General features: G+C 63.0%; 20 protein-coding genes. 8 read left to right on the forward strand and 12 right to left on the reverse strand.

The genetic code is table 11. From position 1 onward, the window contains the following. Positions 1 to 103 precede the first annotated feature (103 nt). From HPQ62_RS13720 to HPQ62_RS13730, 3 genes are read left to right on the forward strand one after another with little or no spacing between them, the layout of a single operon-like run. A complete protein-coding gene (locus tag HPQ62_RS13720; protein ID WP_174803133.1) occupies positions 104 to 664 on the forward strand; it encodes a TRAP transporter small permease in 561 nt (186 codons plus the stop codon). Further along, positions 661 to 1,941, forward strand: a complete 1,281-nt coding sequence (locus tag HPQ62_RS13725; protein ID WP_174803134.1) for a TRAP transporter large permease — start codon at positions 661 to 663, stop codon at positions 1,939 to 1,941. The genes HPQ62_RS13720 and HPQ62_RS13725 overlap by 4 nt, the downstream gene beginning before the upstream one ends. Before the next feature lie 44 nt (positions 1,942 to 1,985). Continuing rightward, positions 1,986 to 2,957 carry a TRAP transporter substrate-binding protein gene (locus HPQ62_RS13730; RefSeq protein ID WP_174803135.1) on the forward strand — a complete coding sequence of 324 codons (972 nt, stop codon included), beginning with the start codon at positions 1,986 to 1,988 and terminating at the stop codon, positions 2,955 to 2,957. A gap of 60 nt (positions 2,958 to 3,017) precedes the next feature. Here the strand turns inward: HPQ62_RS13730 and HPQ62_RS13735 are convergent, their stop codons facing one another. After that, on the reverse strand, positions 3,018 to 3,959 hold the full coding sequence (locus HPQ62_RS13735; RefSeq protein ID WP_174803136.1) for a dihydrodipicolinate synthase family protein: 942 nt from the start codon (positions 3,957 to 3,959) through the stop codon (positions 3,018 to 3,020). A 4-nt stretch (positions 3,960 to 3,963) separates the two neighbouring features. On the opposite strand from HPQ62_RS13735, the gene HPQ62_RS13740 reads away from it, so the two are divergent. Genes HPQ62_RS13740 through HPQ62_RS13750 form a run of 3 tightly spaced genes read left to right on the forward strand, consistent with a single transcriptional unit; the run spans position 3,964 to position 6,952 of the window. Next, entirely contained in the window at positions 3,964 to 4,146 is a 183-nt protein-coding gene (locus HPQ62_RS13740) for a hypothetical protein (protein WP_174803137.1), read from the forward strand. An 18-nt stretch (positions 4,147 to 4,164) separates the two neighbouring features. Next, a complete protein-coding gene (gene hydA, locus HPQ62_RS13745; RefSeq protein ID WP_174803138.1) occupies positions 4,165 to 5,580 on the forward strand; it encodes a dihydropyrimidinase in 1,416 nt (471 codons plus the stop codon). Between the two features lies 1 nt (position 5,581). After that, positions 5,582 to 6,952: a flavin monoamine oxidase family protein gene (locus tag HPQ62_RS13750; protein ID WP_174803139.1), complete on the forward strand. Its 1,371-nt coding sequence runs from the start codon at positions 5,582 to 5,584 to the stop codon at positions 6,950 to 6,952. A gap of 112 nt (positions 6,953 to 7,064) precedes the next feature. On the opposite strand, the gene HPQ62_RS13755 is transcribed toward HPQ62_RS13750, so the two are convergent. From HPQ62_RS13755 to HPQ62_RS13795, 9 genes are all read right to left on the reverse strand, one after another. Further along, positions 7,065 to 7,781 carry an SDR family NAD(P)-dependent oxidoreductase gene (locus HPQ62_RS13755; protein WP_174803140.1) on the reverse strand — a complete coding sequence of 239 codons (717 nt, stop codon included), beginning with the start codon at positions 7,779 to 7,781 and terminating at the stop codon, positions 7,065 to 7,067. Continuing rightward, positions 7,781 to 8,563: an SDR family oxidoreductase gene (locus tag HPQ62_RS13760; RefSeq protein ID WP_174803141.1), complete on the reverse strand. Its 783-nt coding sequence runs from the start codon at positions 8,561 to 8,563 to the stop codon at positions 7,781 to 7,783. The genes HPQ62_RS13755 and HPQ62_RS13760 overlap by 1 nt, the downstream gene beginning before the upstream one ends. A gap of 11 nt (positions 8,564 to 8,574) precedes the next feature. After that, positions 8,575 to 9,993, reverse strand: coding sequence for a diaminopimelate decarboxylase family protein (locus tag HPQ62_RS13765; RefSeq protein ID WP_174803142.1), 1,419 nt, complete (start codon positions 9,991 to 9,993; stop codon positions 8,575 to 8,577). A gap of 24 nt (positions 9,994 to 10,017) precedes the next feature. Further along, entirely contained in the window at positions 10,018 to 10,923 is a 906-nt protein-coding gene (locus tag HPQ62_RS13770; RefSeq protein WP_174803143.1) for a dihydrodipicolinate synthase family protein, read from the reverse strand. 1 nt (position 10,924) lies between these two features. Continuing rightward, positions 10,925 to 12,334 (reverse strand): aminotransferase, encoded by a 1,410-nt coding sequence (locus tag HPQ62_RS13775; protein ID WP_174803144.1) that lies wholly within the window; start codon positions 12,332 to 12,334, stop codon positions 10,925 to 10,927. A 17-nt stretch (positions 12,335 to 12,351) separates the two neighbouring features. Further along, entirely contained in the window at positions 12,352 to 13,437 is a 1,086-nt protein-coding gene (locus HPQ62_RS13780) for an ABC transporter ATP-binding protein (RefSeq protein ID WP_174803145.1), read from the reverse strand. Positions 13,438 to 13,454: 17 nt separating this feature from the next. Then, on the reverse strand, positions 13,455 to 14,288 hold the full coding sequence (locus HPQ62_RS13785) for a carbohydrate ABC transporter permease (RefSeq protein WP_174803146.1): 834 nt from the start codon (positions 14,286 to 14,288) through the stop codon (positions 13,455 to 13,457). Continuing rightward, positions 14,285 to 15,181, reverse strand: coding sequence for an ABC transporter permease subunit (locus HPQ62_RS13790; RefSeq protein WP_174803147.1), 897 nt, complete (start codon positions 15,179 to 15,181; stop codon positions 14,285 to 14,287). The genes HPQ62_RS13785 and HPQ62_RS13790 overlap by 4 nt, the downstream gene beginning before the upstream one ends. Before the next feature lie 125 nt (positions 15,182 to 15,306). Then, positions 15,307 to 16,656, reverse strand: coding sequence for an ABC transporter substrate-binding protein (locus HPQ62_RS13795; RefSeq protein WP_174803148.1), 1,350 nt, complete (start codon positions 16,654 to 16,656; stop codon positions 15,307 to 15,309). 273 nt (positions 16,657 to 16,929) lie between these two features. Here HPQ62_RS13795 and HPQ62_RS13800 point away from each other — a divergent pair, with 273 nt between their 5' ends. Together HPQ62_RS13800 and HPQ62_RS13805 are read left to right on the forward strand one after the other, a co-directional pair. Beyond that, a complete protein-coding gene (locus HPQ62_RS13800) occupies positions 16,930 to 18,384 on the forward strand; it encodes an NAD-dependent succinate-semialdehyde dehydrogenase (RefSeq protein ID WP_174803149.1) in 1,455 nt (484 codons plus the stop codon). Continuing rightward, positions 18,384 to 19,172: an IclR family transcriptional regulator domain-containing protein gene (locus HPQ62_RS13805; RefSeq protein ID WP_174803150.1), complete on the forward strand. Its 789-nt coding sequence runs from the start codon at positions 18,384 to 18,386 to the stop codon at positions 19,170 to 19,172. Before HPQ62_RS13800 ends, HPQ62_RS13805 begins: the two co-directional genes overlap by 1 nt. A 27-nt stretch (positions 19,173 to 19,199) precedes the next feature. On the opposite strand, the gene HPQ62_RS13810 is transcribed toward HPQ62_RS13805, so the two are convergent. Both HPQ62_RS13810 and HPQ62_RS13815 read right to left on the reverse strand, forming a co-directional pair. Next, positions 19,200 to 20,339 carry an NAD(P)/FAD-dependent oxidoreductase gene (locus tag HPQ62_RS13810; protein ID WP_174803151.1) on the reverse strand — a complete coding sequence of 380 codons (1,140 nt, stop codon included), beginning with the start codon at positions 20,337 to 20,339 and terminating at the stop codon, positions 19,200 to 19,202. Beyond that, on the reverse strand, positions 20,336 to 22,021 hold the full coding sequence (locus HPQ62_RS13815; protein WP_174803152.1) for an FAD-dependent oxidoreductase: 1,686 nt from the start codon (positions 22,019 to 22,021) through the stop codon (positions 20,336 to 20,338). The genes HPQ62_RS13810 and HPQ62_RS13815 overlap by 4 nt, the downstream gene beginning before the upstream one ends. Between the last annotated feature and the right edge of the window lie 142 nt (positions 22,022 to 22,163).

The raw sequence follows: 22,163 nt of genomic DNA on the forward strand, positions 1-22,163 counted from the left end.
CCTATAATTTAGGCATGCCTAAATATAATACACACCCCACTGGTGAGCGCCGAAAAGCGCGCTAAGCTTGGCCGATACCGCAGCGACAACTGAGGACAACGCCATGCACACCGAACTTGCCGCCGAGCAGGATGCCAAGGCCGACGGGCCGTTTCTGGCGAAGCTTCCGCGTCTGGCGCTGACGCTGCTGCGGCACATCGTCGATGGGGTCGCCATCTGCCTTTTCATCTACATGGCGTTTGCGATCCTCGTGCAGATCCTCGGCCGTTACGTCTTCAACTACTCGATCGCCGGCACGGAAGAAACCGCGACCTTCGCCCAGATATGGCTGGTGATGCTCGGCGCCGGCATTGCGATGCGCCACCGCCAGCATGTGGGCGTCGATGTGCTGATCGTCAGGTGTCCGCAATGGCTTCAGAAGCTTGTCGGCGGCCTCTCCTTCCTGCTCGGGCTCTGGTTCCTGGTGGTGGTGATCAATGGCAGTTTCGGCCTTGTCGCCATCGGGTTGATGGTCAAATCGGCGGCGCTGAGACTGCCGCTGGTCATCCCCTACGCCGCCATTCCCGTCGGCATGACCTATTTCGCGCTGGAATTCACCATCGCGACGCTGCCGGACCTTCTGTCGCGCAGCAAGACCGGCATCCTTAAGGGAGAACAGCTATGAGCCTCGCCTTCGGCGGTTTCGCCCTCCTGATCTTCTCCGGCATGCCGATCGTGCTGGCACTTGGCGTGGCGGCCATGGTCACGATCATCGCCTTCACCGACGTGCCGCTCACCATCATCGCCCAGCGCGTCTATGGCGGCGTCAATTCCTTCCCGCTGATGGCGATCCCGTTCTTCGTCGCCGCCGGGCTCATCATGGAGGCAGGCGGCATCGCCCGCCGCTTTGTCGAACTGGCGACCGCGCTGGTGGGCTGGATCACCGGCAGCCTGTTCATGGTGGCAATCACCACCGGGACCGGACTTGCGGCAATTTCCGGCTCCGGCTCGGCCGATACCGCCGCGATCAGCTCCATCCTTGTCCCGGAAATGAAAAAACGCCGCTATGACGTCGATATGGCGGTCGCCATCATCGCGGCTTCCGGCTCGATGGCATCGATCATTCCGCCCAGCATCGTCATGGTGGTGATCGCGATCACCGCCAACCAGTCGATCGGCGCGATGTTTCTCGGCGGCATCGGCCCCGGCATCCTGATCTCGGCAAGCCTTCTCCTCGGCGCATGGCTTTACGCCAGGAATGGCGGCCCGGCCTACAGGGATGCGGAGCCGTTTTCGCTTGGCCGGCTTGGCAAGGTGTTCATCGATGCCGTACCCGCGCTGTTCGTGCCGGTCATCATAGTCGGCGGCATTGTCGGGGGCGTCTTCACCGCCACAGAAGCCGCCTGCATTGCGGTGTTCGTGACGCTCGGCATCTCGTGTTTCGTCTATCGCGAACTGAACCTGAAGGATCTGGCGCCGCTGGTCCTCAGGACCGTCAGCCTTTCCGCGGCCGTGCTGATCATCGTGTCGACGGCCAGCATCTTCTCCTGGATCATCGCCTCGCTTGGCGTCACCACCGCGCTCGACCACTGGCTGCGCGACGTTGCCGCCTCGCCCTTCGCCTTCCTGCTGATCGTCAACCTGCTGCTGCTCGTCGTCGGCATGTTCATGGAAAGCATCTCGGCCATCCTCATCCTGTTGCCGGTGCTGATGCCGATTGCCGTCAGCTACGGCATCGACCCGGTCCAGTTCGGGGTGCTGATGGCGCTCAACCTGTCGATCGGCCTGATCACGCCGCCCTACGGCATCTGCCTTTATGTCGCGGCGATGGTCGCCGGCCGGCGCATCGAGCAGGCCGCCTCGAAGGTGTGGCTGCCGCTGATCCCGATGATCATCGTCCTGCTTTTGACGGCGTTCTGCCCGGCGGTGACGCTGTTCCTGCCCAATCTGGTCTACCGCTGACCCGATCTCGACTGCCATCCTGAAAAAACAAAAAGGGGAATGATATGAAACTTATACCGGCCTTTGGCCTAGCCGCACTCCTGTCCGCGACCGCGCTGCCCGCATTTGCTGCGGACTATGTCTTCAAGGTCGCCCATACCAATGCCGCCGACGAAGTTCAGGACAAGGGCCTGCAGCTGATGCGCGACCTTCTGGAAAAGAAGACCGACGGCCGCGCGACGATCGAGATATTCCCGAACGGCGTGCTCGGCGACGAGGCCCAGCTCGTGGAAGGCACGATGCTCGGCACGCTCGACATGGCGATGACCGCCAATTCGACGATTTCGAACTATATCACCGACTTCCGCGTCTTTGACCTGCCCTTCCTGTTCACCAGCATTCCCGCGCTCAGCGAAAAGCTGGAAGACGAAACCGTATATTCCGCGATGGAAACCTCGGCCGAAAACGCCGGTTTCGAGCTGATCGGCGTGTTCTCCTCGGGCATCCGCCACCTGATGACCAAGGAGCCGGTTGAAAGCATCGCCGACCTTCAGAATCTGAAGATCCGCACCATGCAGAACCCGATCCACGTCGATGCCTTCCGCTCCTTCGGCGCCAACCCGACGCCGCTTGCCTATTCCGAACTTTACGGCGCGCTGCAGAGCGGCGTTGTCGACGGCGCGGAAGGGGCTGCCACCAACTATACCGGCCAGAAGCTCTACGAAGTCGCCCCCGATTTCGCCATTCTCGGCTGGCTGAACATGACGGCCGTGGTGTTCATGAACGAAGGCAAGTTCGCCGCTCTGCCGGAGGATATTAAGGTGGCGCTCAAGGAAAGCGGGGAGGAAGCCTCGCTCTGGCAGCGCCAATATGTCGATGACCAGGAAAAGCCGCTTCTCGATGCGCTCGTGGCCAAGGGCGTGACGATCAGCCATCCCGATCCGGCTCCGTTCCGCGAAGCGGTCATTCCGCTTTACGAAGAGATGCTGGAGACCGACAGCCAGAAGGAACTGTTCAAGCTGGCGACCCAGGACTGACAGGGCGATGTGCGGCGGCGGGATGATCCACGCCGCCGCAGTTTCTTGCCCGGTCGGTGTTCAGAGCATCGACCGGAGCAATCTTTCAAGTGCGTGAAACTCCTCGGGCGCGGGCATCCGGTTAGGCGGCAGCACCCGGGCCGAGGGAATAAGGCCAAGAATATGCAGGCAGGCTTTCAGACGCGCCGTGGGCGTGGCGCCGGATCGCTTTCGATAGATCGCGACGGACAGCGGATAGAGCCGTTCATGCACCGCGCGCGCGGTCTTGAAATCGCCGGCGCTGGCCGCCTCGAACAGATCGCAGACGAGACCGGGGACGACGGCGGCAAGGCTGACCTGACTGCCCGTGGTGCCGATCAGATAGCATGTCAGAAGGTGCTCATCGCCCGACGCCATCACCGAAAGGTCGGGCCGCATGCGTTGCGCAAGACGCCAGTTCTCCTCATAGGTCGCGACCTCCCAGCTTCCCTCCTTCACTCCGGCAACGGACGGCAAGGCCATCAGCGCTTCCAGCGTATCGGAACGGTAGGCCATCGGGCCGGTGGCAACCGGAGCCTGGTAGAGCACCAGCGGCAGGCCGGAGGCCTCGGCGATGCCCGTATGATGGGCGACCACCGTCTCGCGATCCTGTCCAAGCGCCCAGCCATTGGGCGGGAACACCAGCAGCGCATCCGCACCGGCCTCAGTGGCATCGCGGGCCATGGCGGCGGCCTTTTGCGTGCTCTCGCTGTAGATCCCCGCGGTGATGAAGGCGTCAGGGCGCGCGGCCTCACGGGCGATCGCGACAACCGCCTTCATCGCATCGCGCGAAAGCTGCGCATTCTCCCCGGCATGGCCGTTGACCAGCAGGCCGTTGATGCGCGGCTCGGCCATGACCTGCGCGATATGCGCCGCAAGCGCGCCTTCGTCGATCGCAAACCCTTCGGTGAAGGGGCAGACCGTGGCCGCGTGAATGCCGACAAGCCGCTTAGCGGCCGTCGCGGAAACGATGGGGGTGGACAAGCGCATGATCTCCATTGGATGGGAAGCCGAGCCGGCCCTAGAGGGCGGCGAAATCACCATGTTTTCAGGTGGAAATCAAAACATGGCGCGCCACCGATGGCAAGCCATTTTTTCCATAAATATCAATTACATAACTTTAAAATCCGGATGGTTTTCGCGCCTGTTTCCATGCGCGTCGATCGTCTGAAACCATGGAGCATGACAGATGTCTTTTGACACGATCATCAAGGGTGGCACCGTCGTTACGGCATCCGACACGTTCAAGGCCGATATCGGCATCCGCGCCGGGCGGATCGCCGCCATTGCCGAGGCGCTTGACGATGCGGCAACGATCATCGACGCCGGCGGCAAGCTGGTCATGCCCGGCGGCATCGACAGCCACGTTCACATTTCCCAGCCCGGCGCGCCGGATGTTGTAATGGCAGAAGACTTTGAAAGCGGCACGATCGCCGCCGCCTTCGGCGGCAACACCACGGTCATGCCCTTCTGCCTCCAGCAGAAGGGGCAGACGCTGCGCGAGGCACTGAAGGCCTATCACGCCGAGGCGGATGGCCGCTGCCATATCGATGTCAGCTTCCACCTGATCCTCACCGATCCGAATCCGGGTGTTCTGGGCCAGGAACTGCCGGCGCTCGTCGAGGAAGGCTATACCTCGCTCAAGGTATTCATGACCTATGACGACATGATGCTGAAGGACCGCGAGCTGCTGGAGGTGATGGCCGCCGCCCGGCGCACCGGCGCCTTCGTGATGATCCATGCCGAAGGCTATGACACGATCCGCTTTCTGGCCGACGCGCTGGAAGCCGAGGGCAAGACCGCGCCCTATTATCATGGCCCCTCCCGGCCGGTCGCGGTGGAGCGCGAGGCGACCCACCGCGCGATCAGCTTTGCCGAAATCACCGACGTTCCGATCATGATCGTGCACGTTTCCAACCGGCAGGCGATGGAGGAGATCGAGCGCGCGCGGCGGCGCGGCCTCAACATTTCCGGCGAAACCTGCCCGCAATATCTGGTGCTGACGGAAGAGGATATGGACGGCGAGGCAATGCAGGGCGCGAAATTCGTCTGCAGCCCGCCGCCGCGCACCACCGAGGATCAGGCCGCCTGCTGGGAGGGCCTGCAGCACGGCATTTTCTCGGTGTTTTCCTCCGACCACTGCCCCTATCGCTTCGCCGAGGACGGCAAGCTGACGGCGAAGGCGCATGACGGCTTTCGCTGGGTGCCGAACGGCATTCCCGGCATCGAAACGCGCCTGCCGATCCTGTTTTCGGAAGGCGTCAAGAAGGGCCGCATCAGCCTCAACCAATTCGTGGCGCTGACGGCGACCAACCATGCCAAGACCTATGGCCTCTACCCGAAAAAGGGCACGATCGCGGTCGGCGCCGATGCCGATATCGCGCTCTGGGATCCGGATATCGTCCGCACCATACGTCAGACGGATCTGCACCATGGCTGCGACTACACGCCTTACGAGGGTCTCGAGATCACCGGCTGGCCGGTGCTGACGATGCTGCGCGGCCGCGTCGTTACCGAGGGCGACACGCTGGTTTCGACCGCGCCGGAAGGCCAGTATCTGCCGCGCGAACGCTCGCCTTTCACCACCGGCAAGCAGATCCTCTGACATGACGGGCGGCGAACGATCCGCAACCGCCGCCGGCGACCACCTCCATGATGTGATCATTGTCGGCGGCGGCATTGCCGGGCTTGCGGCGGCCCGGAGTCTCAGCGGGCATGACATCGTGGTGCTGGAGGCGGCGGACCGGCCCGGCGGACGGATCCATTCCACGATCGGCGCTGAGGGCCTGAAGAATTTCGGCGCGCATATGTTCGGCGGACCGGGTTCGATCGTCGGCAATCTGTGCGCAGAACTCGGGCTTTCCCTGCGCCCGATCGATGCGAGCCTGATGGGCATCGCCTATGGCAAGCGCCTGCAACTGAAAGGCAATCCCTCGCTTCTGCCGTTCACACTGCCGCTTGCCCCCATCGCCCGTATTTCGCTTGCCAGGGCCGGACTGAGGCTCAGGAAGGGGTCTGCCGAGGCAGCGGACATGCTGCGCGCGAGCCAAGACCTGCCATGGGCCGAGATGACGGCTCGTCGCCTTGCTTTCGGGCAGGATGAAACCCTGCTGCAAAGGCTCGGCAAGCTCCACCCGCAAACGGCCGGTTTGATCCGCGCGATCACGGAGCGCTGCGGCGGCGATCCGGCGATCATCTCCGCCGGCCACGGCCTCAGATCCTTCGCCAATGTGTGGTCTTCATCCTCCCCCGGCTTCAACCTCGCGGGCGGATCTGCCCGCCTGCCGGAAGCGCTTGCCGAACGCCTTGGCAAAGCCGTGAGGCTGCAGACGACGGTCGAGCGTGTGGAACGGCATGAGTGTCATGTCCTCATTCATGCGCAGGATGCCGCCGGGCGGCCTGTCAGCCTCCGCGCCAAGACAGCGATCGTGGCAACGCAAGCGCCAGTAACGCACAGCATCGCAAGCGATTTGCCGGAAGACACCAGGGCAGCGCTTGCCGCGGTGCGTTACGGCCCGTTCCTGTCCGTTGCCATCAACATCAAAGAGCAGGCGCCGGGGCCGATTGAGCGCAGCTACGCCGTTTCCATGCCGAATATGAATTTCAGCGTGCTGTTCAACCAGTCCGTCAATCGCTTCGCGCTGGCCGATCACGAACGCGGCGGCAGCCTGATGATGTTTGCGGGCGCTGCGCGCGCCGAAGCGCTCTCAAAAGAGGATGATGCGACGATCGCATCCCGCGCGCTTTCCGATCTCCATGATCTTTTCCCCGCCTTTGAAATCGCGGGCGAACCGGTGGTGAAGCGCTGGCAGAGCGGCGCGCCTTTTGCCTTCCCGGGCCGCGCGGCGCTCCAGCCCGCGCTGACCCGACCACTGGAACGCCTGGCGCTTGCCGGCGACTATCTCGAATTTCCAAACATGGAGGCTGCGATCCAGAGCGGATATGCCGCCGCACGCTATGTCGGGAAATGGCTGTAGGACACGATATCGCAGACCGCCCGCTCCCATGCCGGGTCAATCGTTGCGATCTCAGCATCGCCGACGCCCGGCCATCACGCCGATGACACGGATTGCAAGCGGACGCATAGCCTCAAAGAGAGCTTTCGAGCCGCGTGTTCATCACCAGTTCGGCAACCGAGGCATTGTCGGGCAAAGACAGCAGGAAGCTGACGGTGGCAGCGATCGTCTCGGGCGCAATGCGGTTGGCCGCAGGCGTCACGCCCGGTATCGAGGCAACGAGGTCGGTATCGACAGCACCCGGGCAAAGCGCGGTGACCCTGACGCCCTTCTCCCATCCCGCGAACTTTGCGGCATGGCTCAGCGCCAGAACGGCGTGCTTGGTCATGGTATAGGCGACGGAAACGCCCTCGCGGTAGCGCTTGGCGTCGGTCGAGGCGACGTTGATGATGCGGCCATTGCCGGCCTGTTCGAGCGCGGGCAGCGCAAGCCGGATCAGCCGATAGGGCGCCTTGACGTTGACGGCCCACATCTCGTCCAGCACCGCCTCGTCGCCTTCGCGCAGGTCCAGCGCGCGCAATATGCCGGCATTGTTGATCAGCCCGTCAAGCCGGCCGAAACGTGAAAGCGTGGCATCGAGCCAGCTCTTGGCATCGTCCGGCACGCTGGCATCGAATTTTTCGACGATTGTCCGCGCCGGATCGAAACCCTCCGGCATCACCGGGCGGCGCATGCCGAGCGAAAGGCAAAAGCCGTCATCATGCAGCCGCTGCGCAATCGCCCTGCCGATCCCGCGCGACGCGCCCGAGATCATGATCACGCGGCCTTCCGGCGAGAGCGAAGCGGCCATCAGAATATCCCCTGATAGACGCCGCCATCATTCACGATGTTCTGGCCGGTGATGTAGCCGGCATTGGCGCCGCACAGAAAGGCGATCAGCTCGCCGCATTCATGCGGATCGGCAAACCGGCCCGCCGGGGTCGATTTCAGCCGGTCCTCGACGATCGCCTCATAGGTGGTGTTGCCGCGGGCTGCATGGCCGTGGAGATTGGTCTGCAGCGCATCCGTGTCGAAGAAGCCCGGCAGCACGCTGTTGATCACCACATTATGCGGCACCAGTTGGCGCACCATGGAGGCGATCGCACCGGCAAGCGCCAGACGGGCCGCATGGGACTGGCCGAAATTGACCTGCGGAAACTTGATGAAGCTGACCGAAATATTGACGATCCTGCCGAATTTCCGTTCGCACATGCCGGGCGCCACACTCTGGATCATCTCCAGCGAGGCGAAGCAATGGGCCTCGAACCACATGTCCCAGTCGTCCCGCGACAGCGTGCGGAAGTCGGACGGCGTCTGGCGCAGGCCCGGATTGGTGACGAGAATATCCGGGTCCGGGCAGGCGCCAAGCGCTTCCGCCCGCGCCTTCCTGTCGGTGACGTCGGCTGCTATGGTTTTGACCGTGACGCCGTGGCGTTCGGAAATCTCGTCGGCGGCAGCCGCCAGCGTATCGGCGTTGCGGGCAAGCAGCGTGAGGTTGACGCCTTCTGCGGCGAGCGATTCCGCTGCAGCCCGGCCAAGCCCCTTGCTTCCGCCGCAGACGAGCGCGTGACGTCCCTTGATGCCAAGATCCATGGTCTGGCCCCCTATTCCGGCTTGAACGAAGCGGCGAGAAGACGCGGCGGCACCCGGAAACGGCCTGCCACATCGCGCAGCTGCTCGCGCTCGGTGGTGAGATCCGCAGCGTCACCCGCGACCAGAACCGTTGCCGGCAGAAGCTGGGCGTTGTAGCGGGCGGCGGAGGATTCTGTGTAACCGCCGGCATCGAGGAAGGCGACATAGTCACCGCGCTTCAGCGCCGGCATCTTGCGATGCGGGCCGACCTCGTCGGAGTTGCAGAGCGGGCCGACAAGGTCGACCGTCTCGACTGGCTCCGCGCCCGCATCCTTCACCGGCACGGCATGATAGTACCAATCGAGCACGGCGGCCCAGGACAGGTGATTGGTGGAGAGATCGAGATTGACCCACTTCTTGGAGGAGCCCTCCTTGATCGCGCCGACCCTGCCGACGGCAACGCCTGCGGGCCCGGACAGCGCCCGGCCCGGTTCGAGCCTGAGCTTGGGCATCGGCAGGCCGTGCTTTTCGGTCTCCTCGCGGATCGCGGTGATGCAGGCCTTGGCGTAATCCTCGGGCGTCGGCGCGCTGGCATCATCGAGCTGGCTGTTTGGGCCGGTTCCGTACCATTTGCCGAAGGTCCAGCCGCCGCCGATATCGATGCAGGGCGGCGTCCAGCCGGTATTGTCGCGGATAAACGCAGACCAAGTGATCATCTCGCGCGCCATCACTGCGAAGTCCGCCGGCACGTTGGACATGCGGCTTAGATGGAAATGCGTTTCCTTGAGATGCATGCACGGCATGGACTGCGCCCGCTTGACGATCTCGACCGTCTGCTCGCGGTTCATGCCCCATTTGGTGGAATCGCTCTGCTGTTTCAGCGTGCCCGGGCCGTGCATGGAAACCCCGCTACGATCCCTCAGCGGATCAAGATCGAGCTTCAGGCGAATGCCGAGATCGACATCGCAATCGAGCCGCTCGGCAATGGCCGCGATCCGGTCGAGTTCGTCCATGGCGTCGATATTGATGCAGAGCCCGTTGGCGATCGCCATTTCAAGCTCGTCATCCTGCTTGTTGGAACCGTTGAGGACGAGCGTCTTCGGGTTGGTGCCGGCAAGCAGCGCCATGTACATTTCCTGCGCGCCGAAACAATCGCCGCCGGCCCCTTCCTGATTCATGATGTGGCGGATGGCGAGGCCGTTGTTCGATTTGTTGGCGAACAGGATTTCGGTTTCCGGATGGTATTTCTGAAACGCATCGCGGAAGGCGCGGTAGTTATGCCGCAGCTGGTTTTCCGACATGATGTAGAGCGGCGTGCCGTATTTTTCGGCAAGCTCCTGCACATCGCAACCATCAACGAACAGATTGCCGTTCGGCCCGATCCCGATGAATTCCCCGAAGGTGGTGGAATAATTGCCGGGCTTCAGTTCCGGCGCATTGGTCTTTGACATCAGAAGCTCCCTTGTTTTCGTTGATCAGATCAGGCCGAGCGCCTTGAGGCCGGTTTCGAGCCCCTTCAGCGGTTCGCCTTCGAGCGGGCGCAAAGGCCGGCGCGGCCTTCCACCGCCGGCAAGGCCCATCATGTCCATGGCCGCCTTGGTGGCGGGGTAAAGCGTGCGTCCGCCGCTGGTGCAGAGATCGGTCAGCTTGCGGCCGAGCGCCTGCACCTCTGCAGCCTTCTCGCGGTCGCCATTCTTTGGCGCGAAGTAGAGATCGAGCCCGCCATGCGGCCACATGTTGGGGAAGCAGTCGACCGTGCCATCGGCGCCGAGATCGACGGCGGGAACGCCGAACACCGAAGACGGGCCACAGAAGACCCTCAGCTTTTCATGCACGGCGAGGTAGGTGGCGTAGTAGTTGTTCCAGTCGCCCGAGCTCTCCTTGACCGCAACCACACGGTCGAGCTCTGCCAGCCGCACGACGATATGCGGCAGAAGCGCATTCACCGCATTGCCGGGGATATTGTAGGCGACGACCGGCAACCCGATCCGATCATTGACGTCTGAAAAATGCGCGACGATCTCGTCATCGGAAAGCTTGACGAAATAGGGCGGAAGGATCAGCGCGCCGTCGACGCCTGCCTTTTCGGCGGCGTTGGTGAGGTCGACGGTCTCATCGACCGTGACCGCGCCAGTGCCGACGATCAGCGTGCCCTTGCCCTTCATCACCTCGGCGGAGATTTCGTAAAGCCGCTTGCGCTCGGCATTGGAAAGCGCCCAGAACTCGCCGGTGCAGCCGCCGGCGACGATGCCGGTGGCGCCCTCGCCGATCATGCGCTCGACGTTTTGGGCAAAGGCTTTTTCGTCGATCGCGCCGTCATCCGTAAACGGCGTGGTGACGGCGGGCATCGGGCCCGCCCAGTTGACGCTGTTTCTGTCCATCCTACTGCTCCGTCCAGAGTTTTTCGGCGACGAGCTGATCCATGACAGCATCGACCGCAGCGCGAACGCCCGTCACCATCTCCTCGATTTCGTCACGGGTGATGATGAAGGGCGGCGAGAACGAGATCGTGTCCGCATGGGGAAGCGCGCGGGTGATGACGCCGCGATCGCGGGCCTCCTTCACGACCCTGGCGGCAATCTTCAATGTCGGATCGAAGCGGGTCATCGGGTTCTTGTTCGCCACGAACTCGACGGCGCCGATCAGCTTTTCTCCACGGATTTCGCCGACCAGCGGATGGCCATCGAAGCCGGCATGAAGCTGCTGATGCAGGAAGGCGCCGGTTTCCGCCGCCTTGCCGATCAGCCCGTCATTTTCGATGATCTCGAGATTGGCGAGTGCTGCGGCGGCCGACAGCGGATGGGCTGTGTAGGTATAGCCATGGCCGAAGGGACCGAACTTCGCCTGCCCTTCCACAACGGTGCGCCAGACCTTCTCCGAAACGATACAGCCAGACAGCGGCACATAGGCCGACGTGATGCCCTTGGCGACCGTGATCAGGTCCGGCTTCATGCCCATGACCTTGGAGCCGAACCAGTCGCCCAGACGCCCGAAGCCTGAAATCACCTCGTCGGCGATCAGCAGGATCTCGTATTTGTCGAGCACGGCCTGGATCGCGTCATAATAGCCTTCCGGCGGCACGATCACGCCGCCGGCGCCCATGACCGGCTCCATGATCATCGCGCCGACAGTCTCCGGTCCTTCGGCGAGGATCAGCGCTTCCAGATCGGCGGCAAGCTTTGCCGAAAAATCGGCATCGCTCATGCCGGCTTCCGCTTCCCAGAGACGGTAGGGCGCGGTGGTGTGGCGCACGAAGGGCAGCGGCAGGTCGAAACCGGAGTGCAGCGACGGCATGCCGGTCAGGCTACCGGACACAACGGTAACGCCGTGATAGCCGCGATTGCGGGCGATGATCTTCTTCTTCTCAGGCTTGCCGCGCGTGTTCCAGTAATACCAGACCAGCTTGACCTGGGTGTCGTTGGCATCCGAGCCGGACTGGCCAAAAAACACCTTGGACATGCCTTCCGGCGCCTTGGAGATCACCTTTTCGGCGAGCAGCGCCGGGGTATCGGTGCCCCAGGAGGAGAAGGAGTGGAAATAGGGAAGCCGCATCGCCTGGTCATGCAGCACATCGGCAATCTCCTTGCGGCCATAGCCGGCATTGACGCACCACAGCCCCGCCATGCCGTCGATATAGGATCGGCCATGATTGTCGGTAAGCCGCGAGCCTTTGCCCTCGACGATCACCGTCGGCCCCGCCTTCTCGTGCTCGGCGAGCGCGGTGAAGGGATGGAACAGGTATTTCTTGTCGATCTCCTCGAGATCGGGCGTGTTGCGCAGGATGTTCGTCATCCCAGTCTCCTGAATTTTCAAGGTCTGATATCGCGGTTGAGCCGGCGGCCGGAGCCGGCATCAAAGAAGTGCAAACGATCGCGGCGGAGATCGAATTTGACGGTCTCGCCGGCTTTGAGCGCCGTGTCGCCGGAAATCCGGGCCGTCACATCCTCACCGTCGATATCGAGGATGACGATGGTTTCGTGGCCGGTGGGCTCGACGATGCGGACCTTCGCGACGCCCGGCCCGTGACCGACTTCGATCACTTCCGGGCGGATGCCGAGCGTGATCGGCGCGACACGGTCCGGGCGCGCTTCAACCACGTCATCCGGCAGATCGAAGACATGGGCGCCGAGCTTCAGCTTCAGGCCGCCTTCGGCAAGAAGTTCGGCCGGAACCAGCGTCATCGACGGCGTGCCGATGAAGGAGGCGACGAAGGTATTGACCGGACGGTTATAGATTTCCGAAGGCGTGCCGAACTGCTGCAACTCGCCGCCATGCATGACCGCGATATGGGTCGACATCGTCATTGCCTCGAGCTGGTCGTGGGTGACGTAGACCATGGTGCGGCCGAGCCTCCTGTGCAGCTCGATCAGCTCGGAGCGCATATGAGCGCGAAGCTTGGCATCGAGGTTGGAGAGCGGCTCGTCGAGGAGGAAGACCTTGGGCTCGCGCACCAGCGCCCGGCCGAGCGCCACGCGCTGCTGCTGGCCGCCCGAAAGCTCCTTCGGCTTGCGGTCGAGCAGAGGGCCGAGCTGCAGAAGATCGGCGGCGGCCTTGATGCGCGTGGCGTGCTCCGATTTCGGCACGCCGCGTTTCTTGAGCGGATAGGCGATGTTCTCACGCACGCTCATATGCGGATAGAGCGCGTAGGACTGGAACACCATGGCGATGTCGCGGCTGCCGGGGGCCACATTGTTGACCTCGCGCTCGCCGATCCTGATCCTGCCTTCGGTCGGGTGTTCGAGGCCCGCCAGCATTCTGAGCGTTGTCGTCTTGCCGCAACCCGATGGACCGAGCAGGGAGACGAATTCGCCGGAGCGGATATGAAGGTCGAGGCCCGGGATCGCGACGACGTGCCCGAACTTTTTCTGAACCTTTTCAAATACAACATCTACCAAGAAACTGTCCTCAATGCTCAGCCCTTCACGCCGCCGGCGCCGAAGCCGCGGGTGAGGTAACTCTGCAGGAATGCGAAAATGATGATGAGCGGGATGCTCATCATGACCGATGCCGCCATCAGCAGCGACCAGTCGATATTGAAGGCGGTGATCAGCATGTTCATCACGCCGGTGGTCAGCGGCCGCACCTGATCGGAATTCACCAGCACCAGCGCATAGAGATATTCGTTCCAGGCAAGGATGAAGGTGAACAGCGCCGTCGAGATGATGCCCGGCAGCGCCTGCGGCAGGATGACGTCGACGAAGGCACCGATCCGGCTTGCGCCATCCACAAGGGCCGCCGATTCCAGATCTTCCGGAATGCCGGCCATGAACGAGCGCAGCAGCCAGAGCGCATAGGGCAGCGAAAACGTGGTGTAGGCGATCACCAGGCTCGGCAGCGAATTGGCGAGCCCGATCTTGACCATCATCAGATAGAGCGGGATCAACAGCACGACGGACGGCAGAAGGTAGGTGAACAGCACCAGACCCGCCAGCGTTTCCCGCCCACGATAGCGAAACCGCACCAGGCTGTAGGCACCGAGCGCACCCACCACGATCACAAGCGCGGTCGTCGACGTTGCCAGGATCATCGAGTTGCGGAAATAACGCAGGAACGGCGTTTCCCGGAGCAGGATCATGTAGTGCTCGAAGGTCACATGATCTGGCAGGAACTGCGGCGGAATGCGAAACAGTTCGCTCTGCGGCTTGATCGATGTCAGCACCATCCACACCAGCGGGAAGGCGATGACGACAACCAGCGCCCAGGTTACGATGTTGACAACAACCGTGCCCAGCAAGCCACGTCTCATGTCGCGCTCCTTCTTGCCCGCGCCAGATAGAACAGCATGAACACCAGCATCACGATCATCATCGCCACCGCGTAGGTCGCGGCCATGCCCATCTGGTTGAGCCCGAAGGCCTGCTGGTAGACGATCAGCGGCAGGGTGCGGGTATTGTTCAAGGGACCGCCGCCGCTCAACAGATAGATCAGGTCGAATTCCTTGAAGTCCCAGATGATGCGCAGCAGGATCACGATCGACAGAACCTCCTTGAGTTGCGGCAGGGTGATGTCGAAGAAGCGTCCGAAGGCGCCGGCGCCATCGATGCGCGCCGCCTCATAAAGATGTTCGGGAATGGTCTGCAGCCGCGCCAGCACGGCGATGACGACGAAGGGAAAGAACTTCCAGGCGCCGACCGTGATCACCGAGATCATCGCATTCGGCATCACGCCGAGATAGTCGATCGGCATGTCGGTCAGGCCGACCGCCATCAGCATGTGGTTCAGGATGCCGTAGAGATCGTTGAACAGCCAGCGCCACACGAGCACGGCCACCACCGTCGAGACGAAATAGGGAAACAGCACCAGGCTGCGCGCGAGCGAGCGGAACAGGATGTTCTGGTTGAGCAGCATCGCCATGCCGACGCCGAAGACGACCTGCAGCACCAGCGTGCCGGCGGTCCACAGGATCGTGGTCCAGAGCGCGAACCAGAAATAGGAGGAGCCGAGGAGTTCGACATAATTGTCGATGCCGACGAACGACCCCTTCAGCGTCGGGGTGTAGATCGAGAAGAACGACAGGTAGATGGCGGAAATCAGCGGATAGACGATCACCGCCGAGAGGATGAGTACGGTCGGCGCGATCAGCGCAAGGCCGATCAGGCCATAGCGCTTCTGCAATGTCATGCCTTGTTTGTTCGCCACGATCTCTTCCGATGGTTGCGGCGCGCTCCTGCGCCAGTAAAGCCTTCAAGCGGTTCGCGCTCTGGCAGCGCGTGATCGACGCATCGCGCGACAGGCGCGATGCGTCCCGATGATCGGGCAAGGCCCTATTCGGCCATGATCGATTCGATCTTGTCGGACGTATCCTTGACGACGGTCTTGGCGTTCTCGCCGTTCAGCACCACGCGCTGCACCATTTCGGCAATCGCATTGCTGGCGATGATGTCGTTGGCCTTGACGTTGGGCTTCCAGCCGTTTTCCTCGTAACCGAGATTCTTGCCCTTGGCGGCGGCGTTCGCCATGAGTTCAACCTCGGGCTCGTATTTCTGGATGATCGGATTATCGAGATAGGCGGGATCGTTGGCGATCGTCTTCAGCACCGGCAGGATATGGCCGGGCGCGGCATGGAGCTGCGGGATATAGCCGGCGGGCTGGAACAGGAAGGCCGCGAACTTCTTGGTCATGTCCATGTTGGATGCGCCTGCCGGGATGAACACCGACGGGAAGTCGTTGAAGGTCCACGGGTTCACATCCGGCGAAATCGTCGGATAGACGGCGCAGGTCACGTAATCTGCAATGGCCGGGTTCTGGGCGGTCACGTTCGCAAGCACGCGCCCGGCATAGATGCCGGTTGCGGAAGCGCCGGAAACGAAGGCCGTCAGGCTTTCGCCCCAGGAATAGTTGCTGGCGCCCGGCGGGCAGAACTCGCGCATCGACTGGTAGAATTCGAGCGCATCATAGGTGCCCTGGCTGTCGAGCGCGATATCGAGATCCTTCGAGAACACCTGGCCGCCGGCGCGGTGGATGAAGCCGATGAAGATCAGCGAGGTCATCGAGTTGAGGCCGTAGGGAAGCGGCGCGCCATAGATGCCGCCGCCCTGCATCTTGCGGCAGGCTTCGCGCAGTTCGTCGAAGGTCTCAGGCTTCTTGTCGATGCCGGCCTTTTCCATCAGGTCCTTGCGCAGCCACAGCATGTCGGCGGCGGTATTGCCGATCGGCGTACCGCAATAATGTCCGTCCGCCGTCTTGTAGACATCGTTGGCGCCGGGGAAATAATTCTGCTCGCCGATGGCGGCGATCACGTCGTCCATCGGCTCGACCAGGCCCTGGCCATAATAATTCTGCGCGGCAAAGGACGGAAGGTGCGTCAGCACGTTCGGGACCTGGCCCGACGCGAATGCGGCGGCGAGCTGGGCCGGGTAGCCCTCGTCGGAGGTCGGCTCGAACAGCACCTTGACGCCCGGATTTTCGGCTTCGAAAGCGTTGATCTGGTTCTTGTACATCGCAAGCTGATCGGGAGACGCCTGCGTCGACCACCAGCGGATGGTGATGTCCCCGGCGGCAAAGGCGCGACGCGAGAAGGCTGGCGCCGCCCCGATAAGCCCGGCAGCGCCAATGCCCTGCAGCACGGTGCGGCGCGAAACGGCTCCGGTCAGTGATGTGGATTTCTTCGACATGTTAACGCATTCCCCTCATAGATGACGATTGATTGATTTTGCGTACAACTGTGCGCATAGTGTGCATCGAATTCGTTAAATGACAAGATGAGAGCCCTCATTTTTCGCGAAAAATCACCGCGCGACCTGACGATCGCGCAACATTCCTCGAATTCTTCGAAGAAAATCAGGGTTTTCTAGGAACGAAAAATGTGCACACTTGTACGAAATCGATGACAGTGGATCATCGATGATGTACCCAGTTTCAAGGCATCACATGAAGGAAGTCTCGCCATGAATATCGTTCAGGACCCGTCTCTCCTACGCCAGGCATTCTATGCCGATGGCACCTGGCACGAGGGCGGTGGCGACCGGATCGACGTCTTCAACCCGTCGACCGGCGCACGGATCGGCTCCGTCCCCAAGGCAAGCCGCGCCGAAACCGTGGCGGCGATCGAAGCCGCGCAGAAAGCCTTCCCGGACTGGGCCGCACGGCCCGCCAAGGAACGGTCGGCGATCATGCGCAAATGGTTCGAGCTGATCGTTGAAAATGCCGACGATCTCGGCCGGTTGCTGACGGCTGAACAGGGCAAGCCCTTCGCCGAGGCGCGCGGCGAAATTCTCTACGGCGCCGCTTTCTTCGAATGGTTCGCCGAAGACGCCAAGCGGGTTGCCGGCGAAACGATCGAGCCGCCGACGCGCGACAAGCGCATGTTCGTGCTGCGCCAGCCGATCGGCGTCTGCGCCGCGATCACGCCGTGGAATTTTCCGATGGCCATGATCCCGCGCAAGGCCGGCCCCGCGATTGCCGCCGGCTGCACCATGGTGCTGAAACCGGCCAGCGCCACCCCTTTCTCCGCGCTCGCCCTTGCCGAACTTGGCGAACGCGCCGGCCTCCCGAAGGGCGTCTTCAGCGTCGTCACCGGCGCGGCAAGTGTCGTCGGCGAGGAGCTTGTCACGCATCCGCTGGTGCGCAAGATCACCTTCACCGGTTCAACCGAGGTGGGACGCGAGCTGATGGCGAAGGCAGCCGGCACCATCAAGAAGGTGGCGCTGGAGCTCGGCGGCAATGCACCCCTTATCGTTTTTGACGATGCATCGCTCGAAACCGCCGTGCAGGGCGCGATCGCGTCCAAGTTCCGCAACATGGGCCAGACCTGCGTCTGCGCCAACCGGATCTATGTCCAGGACGGCATCTACGACGCCTTCGTCAACCGCTTTGCCGAGGCGGTCGCCGAAATGAAAGTCGGCGACGGCTTCGATGACGGCGTGGCCCAGGGCCCGCTGATCGATGAAGCCGCGATCGCCAAGGTCGAGGATCACGTCGCCGATGCGCTTGCCAATGGCGCGCGCGTCGTTACCGGCGGAAAACGGCATGCGCTGGGCGGCACATTCTACGAGCCGACCGTTCTTGCCGATGCCACGCAGGCAATGAAGATCGCCCGCGAGGAAACCTTCGGACCGGTGGCCCCGATCATCCGCTTCAAGACCGAGGAAGAAGCGATCCGGATGGCCAATGACAGCGAGTTCGGCCTCTCGGCCTATTTCTTCACCCGCGACCTCGCCCGCACCTTCCGCGTGGCCGAAGCGCTGGAAGCGGGACAGATGGGCATCAATACCGGGCTCACCTCATTCGAAGGCGCGCCCTTCGGCGGCGTCAAGCAGTCCGGGATCGGACGCGAGGGTTCGCATCACAGCATCGAGGAGTTTCTCGAGCTGAAATATCTCTGCCTGGGCGATATGGGTTGATGGCAGAGGTGCAAAGCGATACCGGCACGCTCGGCCGTGACTATGTGAATGCGCTGGCGCGCGGGCTGGAGGTCATTCGCGTCTTCAGCCGCTACCGCCCGCGCATGACGCTGAGCGAAGTCGCGCAGGTCACGGGAATGACCCGCGCGACTGTGCGCCGGTTCCTGCTCACGCTTGCCCATGAAGGCTATGTCGAAACCGACGGCAAGTATTTTGCGCTGAAGCCGAAAGTCCTCGAACTCGGCTTTTCCGCGCTGTCTTCCATGAACATCTGGGACGTGATGCAGCCCGTGCTCGACACGCTGTCGGCCGAGCTCAGCGAAAGCTGTTTTGCCGCCGTGCTCGATGGAGAATCGGTCATCTACGTCGCACGCGCAACGCCCTTGAACCGGCGCATCAATGTCGGCATCTCGATCGGCAGCAGGGTGCCTGCGCATTGCGTCTCCACCGGGCGAGTGCTGCTTGCTGCGCTGTCGGAGGAAGCGTTGCAGACCTATATCGAGACAATGACGCTGACCCGATTTACCCCGAACACCGTAACCTCCAAGGTGCAGCTGCGCGATATGCTCGACGATGTCCGCCGCCAGGGTTTTTCGATCGTCGATCAGGAACTCGAGGTGGGCCTTCGCTCGCTCTCCGTCCCCGTGCGCGACGGCAGCGGCGCGATCGTCGCAGCGCTCAATGTCTGCTGCCCTTCCACGCGCATCTCGCTGGAAGACATGCAGACCCGCATCCTCGCCCTGGCGCTCGCCTCTGCCCGCGACATCGGGGTGGCATTGCACGATTAACGCCGGCCGGATCTGCTTTCGCGCGATTTACGCAAACCGCATCGGTGAATAATCCGAAAGGTCTTCGCCGGGATCAAGGCCGAGGATCGTGTCGCAGACGAGCCTTGCCGACAACGGACCGAGCGTATAGCCGGCATCGCCCGGGACCGCGATGTAGAGCCCCGGATGCGTGGTCACCGGACCGAGCACGCCCTTGCCATCCACAGATGTGTTGATGCCCGCCCATGTGCGGATGATCCTGAGCGGCGAAACCGCCGGCACGATGTGGCTGGCGAGCGTGACATTGGCGATCATGCTGTCGAGCCGGGTCCTTGGAACTCCGCGCCCTTCGGCGATATCGGCCGGCCATCCGCCACCGATCACGATCTGGCCGGTCGCAAACTGCTTCAGCGTGATCATCCGGTCGGCATGCTGAATGAGATGGCCGATCATCGGCGCGGCCGCCTCGGTGATATTCATGTGCAGCGGCTCGGCGCGGGTGGGGATCGTGAACCCAAGCATCGCCGCAAGCTTGCCGGTGCCCTCCGCCGCCGCGATCACAAGCGTGGCGCAGCGAACCGCTCCCGCATCGGACAAGGCCACACGATAGCCATCCGCTTCGCGCGCAAGGCCGGTCACGGCGCACCCTTCCCTCAGGCGCACGCCTTCGGCAAGCGCATGGGCCCTCAAAGCCGCATTGGCGCGCAGCGGATTGAGCTTGCCTTCGTCATGGCAGATTTCCGCACCGACAACGGCGGGGCCGAAATAGGGCGCGATCCTCTCCAGCGCGTCGCGCTCGAGCACATCAACCGAAAGCCCGAGCTTGCGTTCGCGCTCCGCCTTCACATGCAGGAAGTCGAGCTGTTGACGGTTTTCCGCTACCATCAGCCCGCCATTCTTCTTCAACTCGAAATCCGCGCCAAGCCGGGTTTCGAGGGCCTGCCAGAAGCGGGTCGCCTTGGGATAGAGCGGCAATTGCCGCTCCATCCCCGGCACGTTTTCCGGGTAAAGCTGCATGAAGCGGCTCTGCATCTGCACATGCAGGCTTCCGGCATTGGCTGTGGACCCACCGCCCTCGCCCCGGTCGACCAGCATCACGTCCCGGCCGGCCTCTGCCAGAAATGCGGCAAGCGCCATTCCGACGATGCCGCCGCCGATCACCACGACATCGCTGTCTTCCGCCTTCATTCCACTGTCTCGCCGGCGATATCGGCAATGCGCACCGGGCGCACCGGAACGCGGGGCGCAAAGCCGGAAAACTCGTCGCGCTCCCGTCCCGCACGCGCTGCCATCAGCGTATCGAGCACCGGCGCGCAATAACGGCCCTGGCAGCGGCCCATGCCGACGCGCGTGTGACGCTTGACCGCGCCGATCATGCTGAGATCCTCGGCAAGGGCATCCTCGATCTCGCCGAACGAGACTTCCTCGCACCGGCAGACCAGCGTTTCGCGATTGGCCAGCGACGGATGATAGCCGTCGAAGGCGTAGAGCCTCCAGAGCGCACTCTGGAACCTGCGATGGCGGGCAAGCGCAGCCGTGGCGTCAGCCTCGCCGGATGCCGCATGGCCAAGGCTTGCCGCCACGTTCGACCCGATGACCGTTCCTTCCGCAAGCGCTGCACGCGCCCCGCCAAGACCGGTGCAATCGCCCAGCGCATAAACATCGCTGACCGTGGTCTGCCCTCTGTCATCGCGCCGCGTGACAAGCTGGCGGCGCTGCGGATCGAAATCGTGACCACAGCCAAGCCCCCGCAGCAGCTCGTTCGCCGGCTCGAAACCATAGCCGAGACAGACGGCATCAACCGTGTAGCGACCGGACGGCTCACCCCCGTCTGCCGCACCGATGGAAACCGTCAGCGCGCCGCCGTCCCGCTCGATCCCGCGCACCACGGCGCTATGGATCATCGGGGCGCCAGCCTTCCGGCGCTTGCGATGGTAGCGAATGCCGTCAAGCACAAGCTTCGGTGACGCAAGGGCCATGGTGGCGAGTTCGCCGATCGCGCCTGCGCCGGGGGCGGCGGCGGCCTCGACTACGGCAACAATCTCGGCTCCGCCATCGGCGAGTTCGGCGGCGAGTTGCAGGTTGAGGGGACCATTGCCGGCGATCAGCACGCGCTTGCCGGGGACGCGGCGCGCGGTGCGCCAGAGCGTCTGGGCAGCCCCCGTGGTCATCACGCCCGGCAAAGTCCAGCCCGGCACCGGCCAGCCGCGCTCATAGGCGCCGGTGGCGATGATCGCCCGTTTCGGCCTGATCCTGAGTGCCGCCCCGTTATGCGTGGCGGCAAATTCGAGGGGAGCGAAAGCGCCCCAGACCGTGACATCATTCAGGATCTTGACGCCGATCGTGCGGGCGCGCTCCACCAGTGCCGCCCCCTCGCGATGCTGCGCATCGGGCGGCATGACGCCCTCTCCATCGACATCAGGCTGCTTGAAATATTGTCCGCCGGGCTTGCTGCGTTCGTCGATCATCAGCACCTCTGCCCCGGCGCTGCGCGCGGCGATCGCGGCGGATAGCCCTCCGGGACCGGCGCCGATCACCAGGACTTCCGGCTGCATCAGGCGAACGTCATCAATGGTCTTCGGCGCACCTGCCGATTGCGTGACATCGAGCGGCCGGGCGTGGGCTTCCGAGCGCGCGACGAGCGGCCCGGTCACCTTGACCATGCAGGCCCGCTCATTGGCCCTGCCATCGACCTCGACCAGGCAATCCTGGCACACGCCCATGCCGCAAAACATGCCGCGCGGCGCCTCATGGGCCGTCGTGCGAAACTGCCTGATGCCCGCAGCCGTCAGCGCGGCCGCCAGGCTCTCGCCATGGCGGGCCTCGATCCTGCGGCCGTCAAACGTAATGATTTCAGTTTTCCCGGTCATTCATCATCCGAAGAAAAGCGGCAGCCGTGTGCCGCGTGAGGAGCGTTTTCGCCGAAAACCAGGGGTCGGCATTGCGCCGTTTCGGATTCTGTGTTCTCTCTGCGAACTTCTGTACATATTTTTGCACGGCGCGGGAAGCTGC

This window comes from Martelella limonii, from assembly GCF_013344475.1.
In the GTDB taxonomy this organism is placed as follows: domain Bacteria; phylum Pseudomonadota; class Alphaproteobacteria; order Rhizobiales; family Rhizobiaceae; genus Martelella; species Martelella limonii.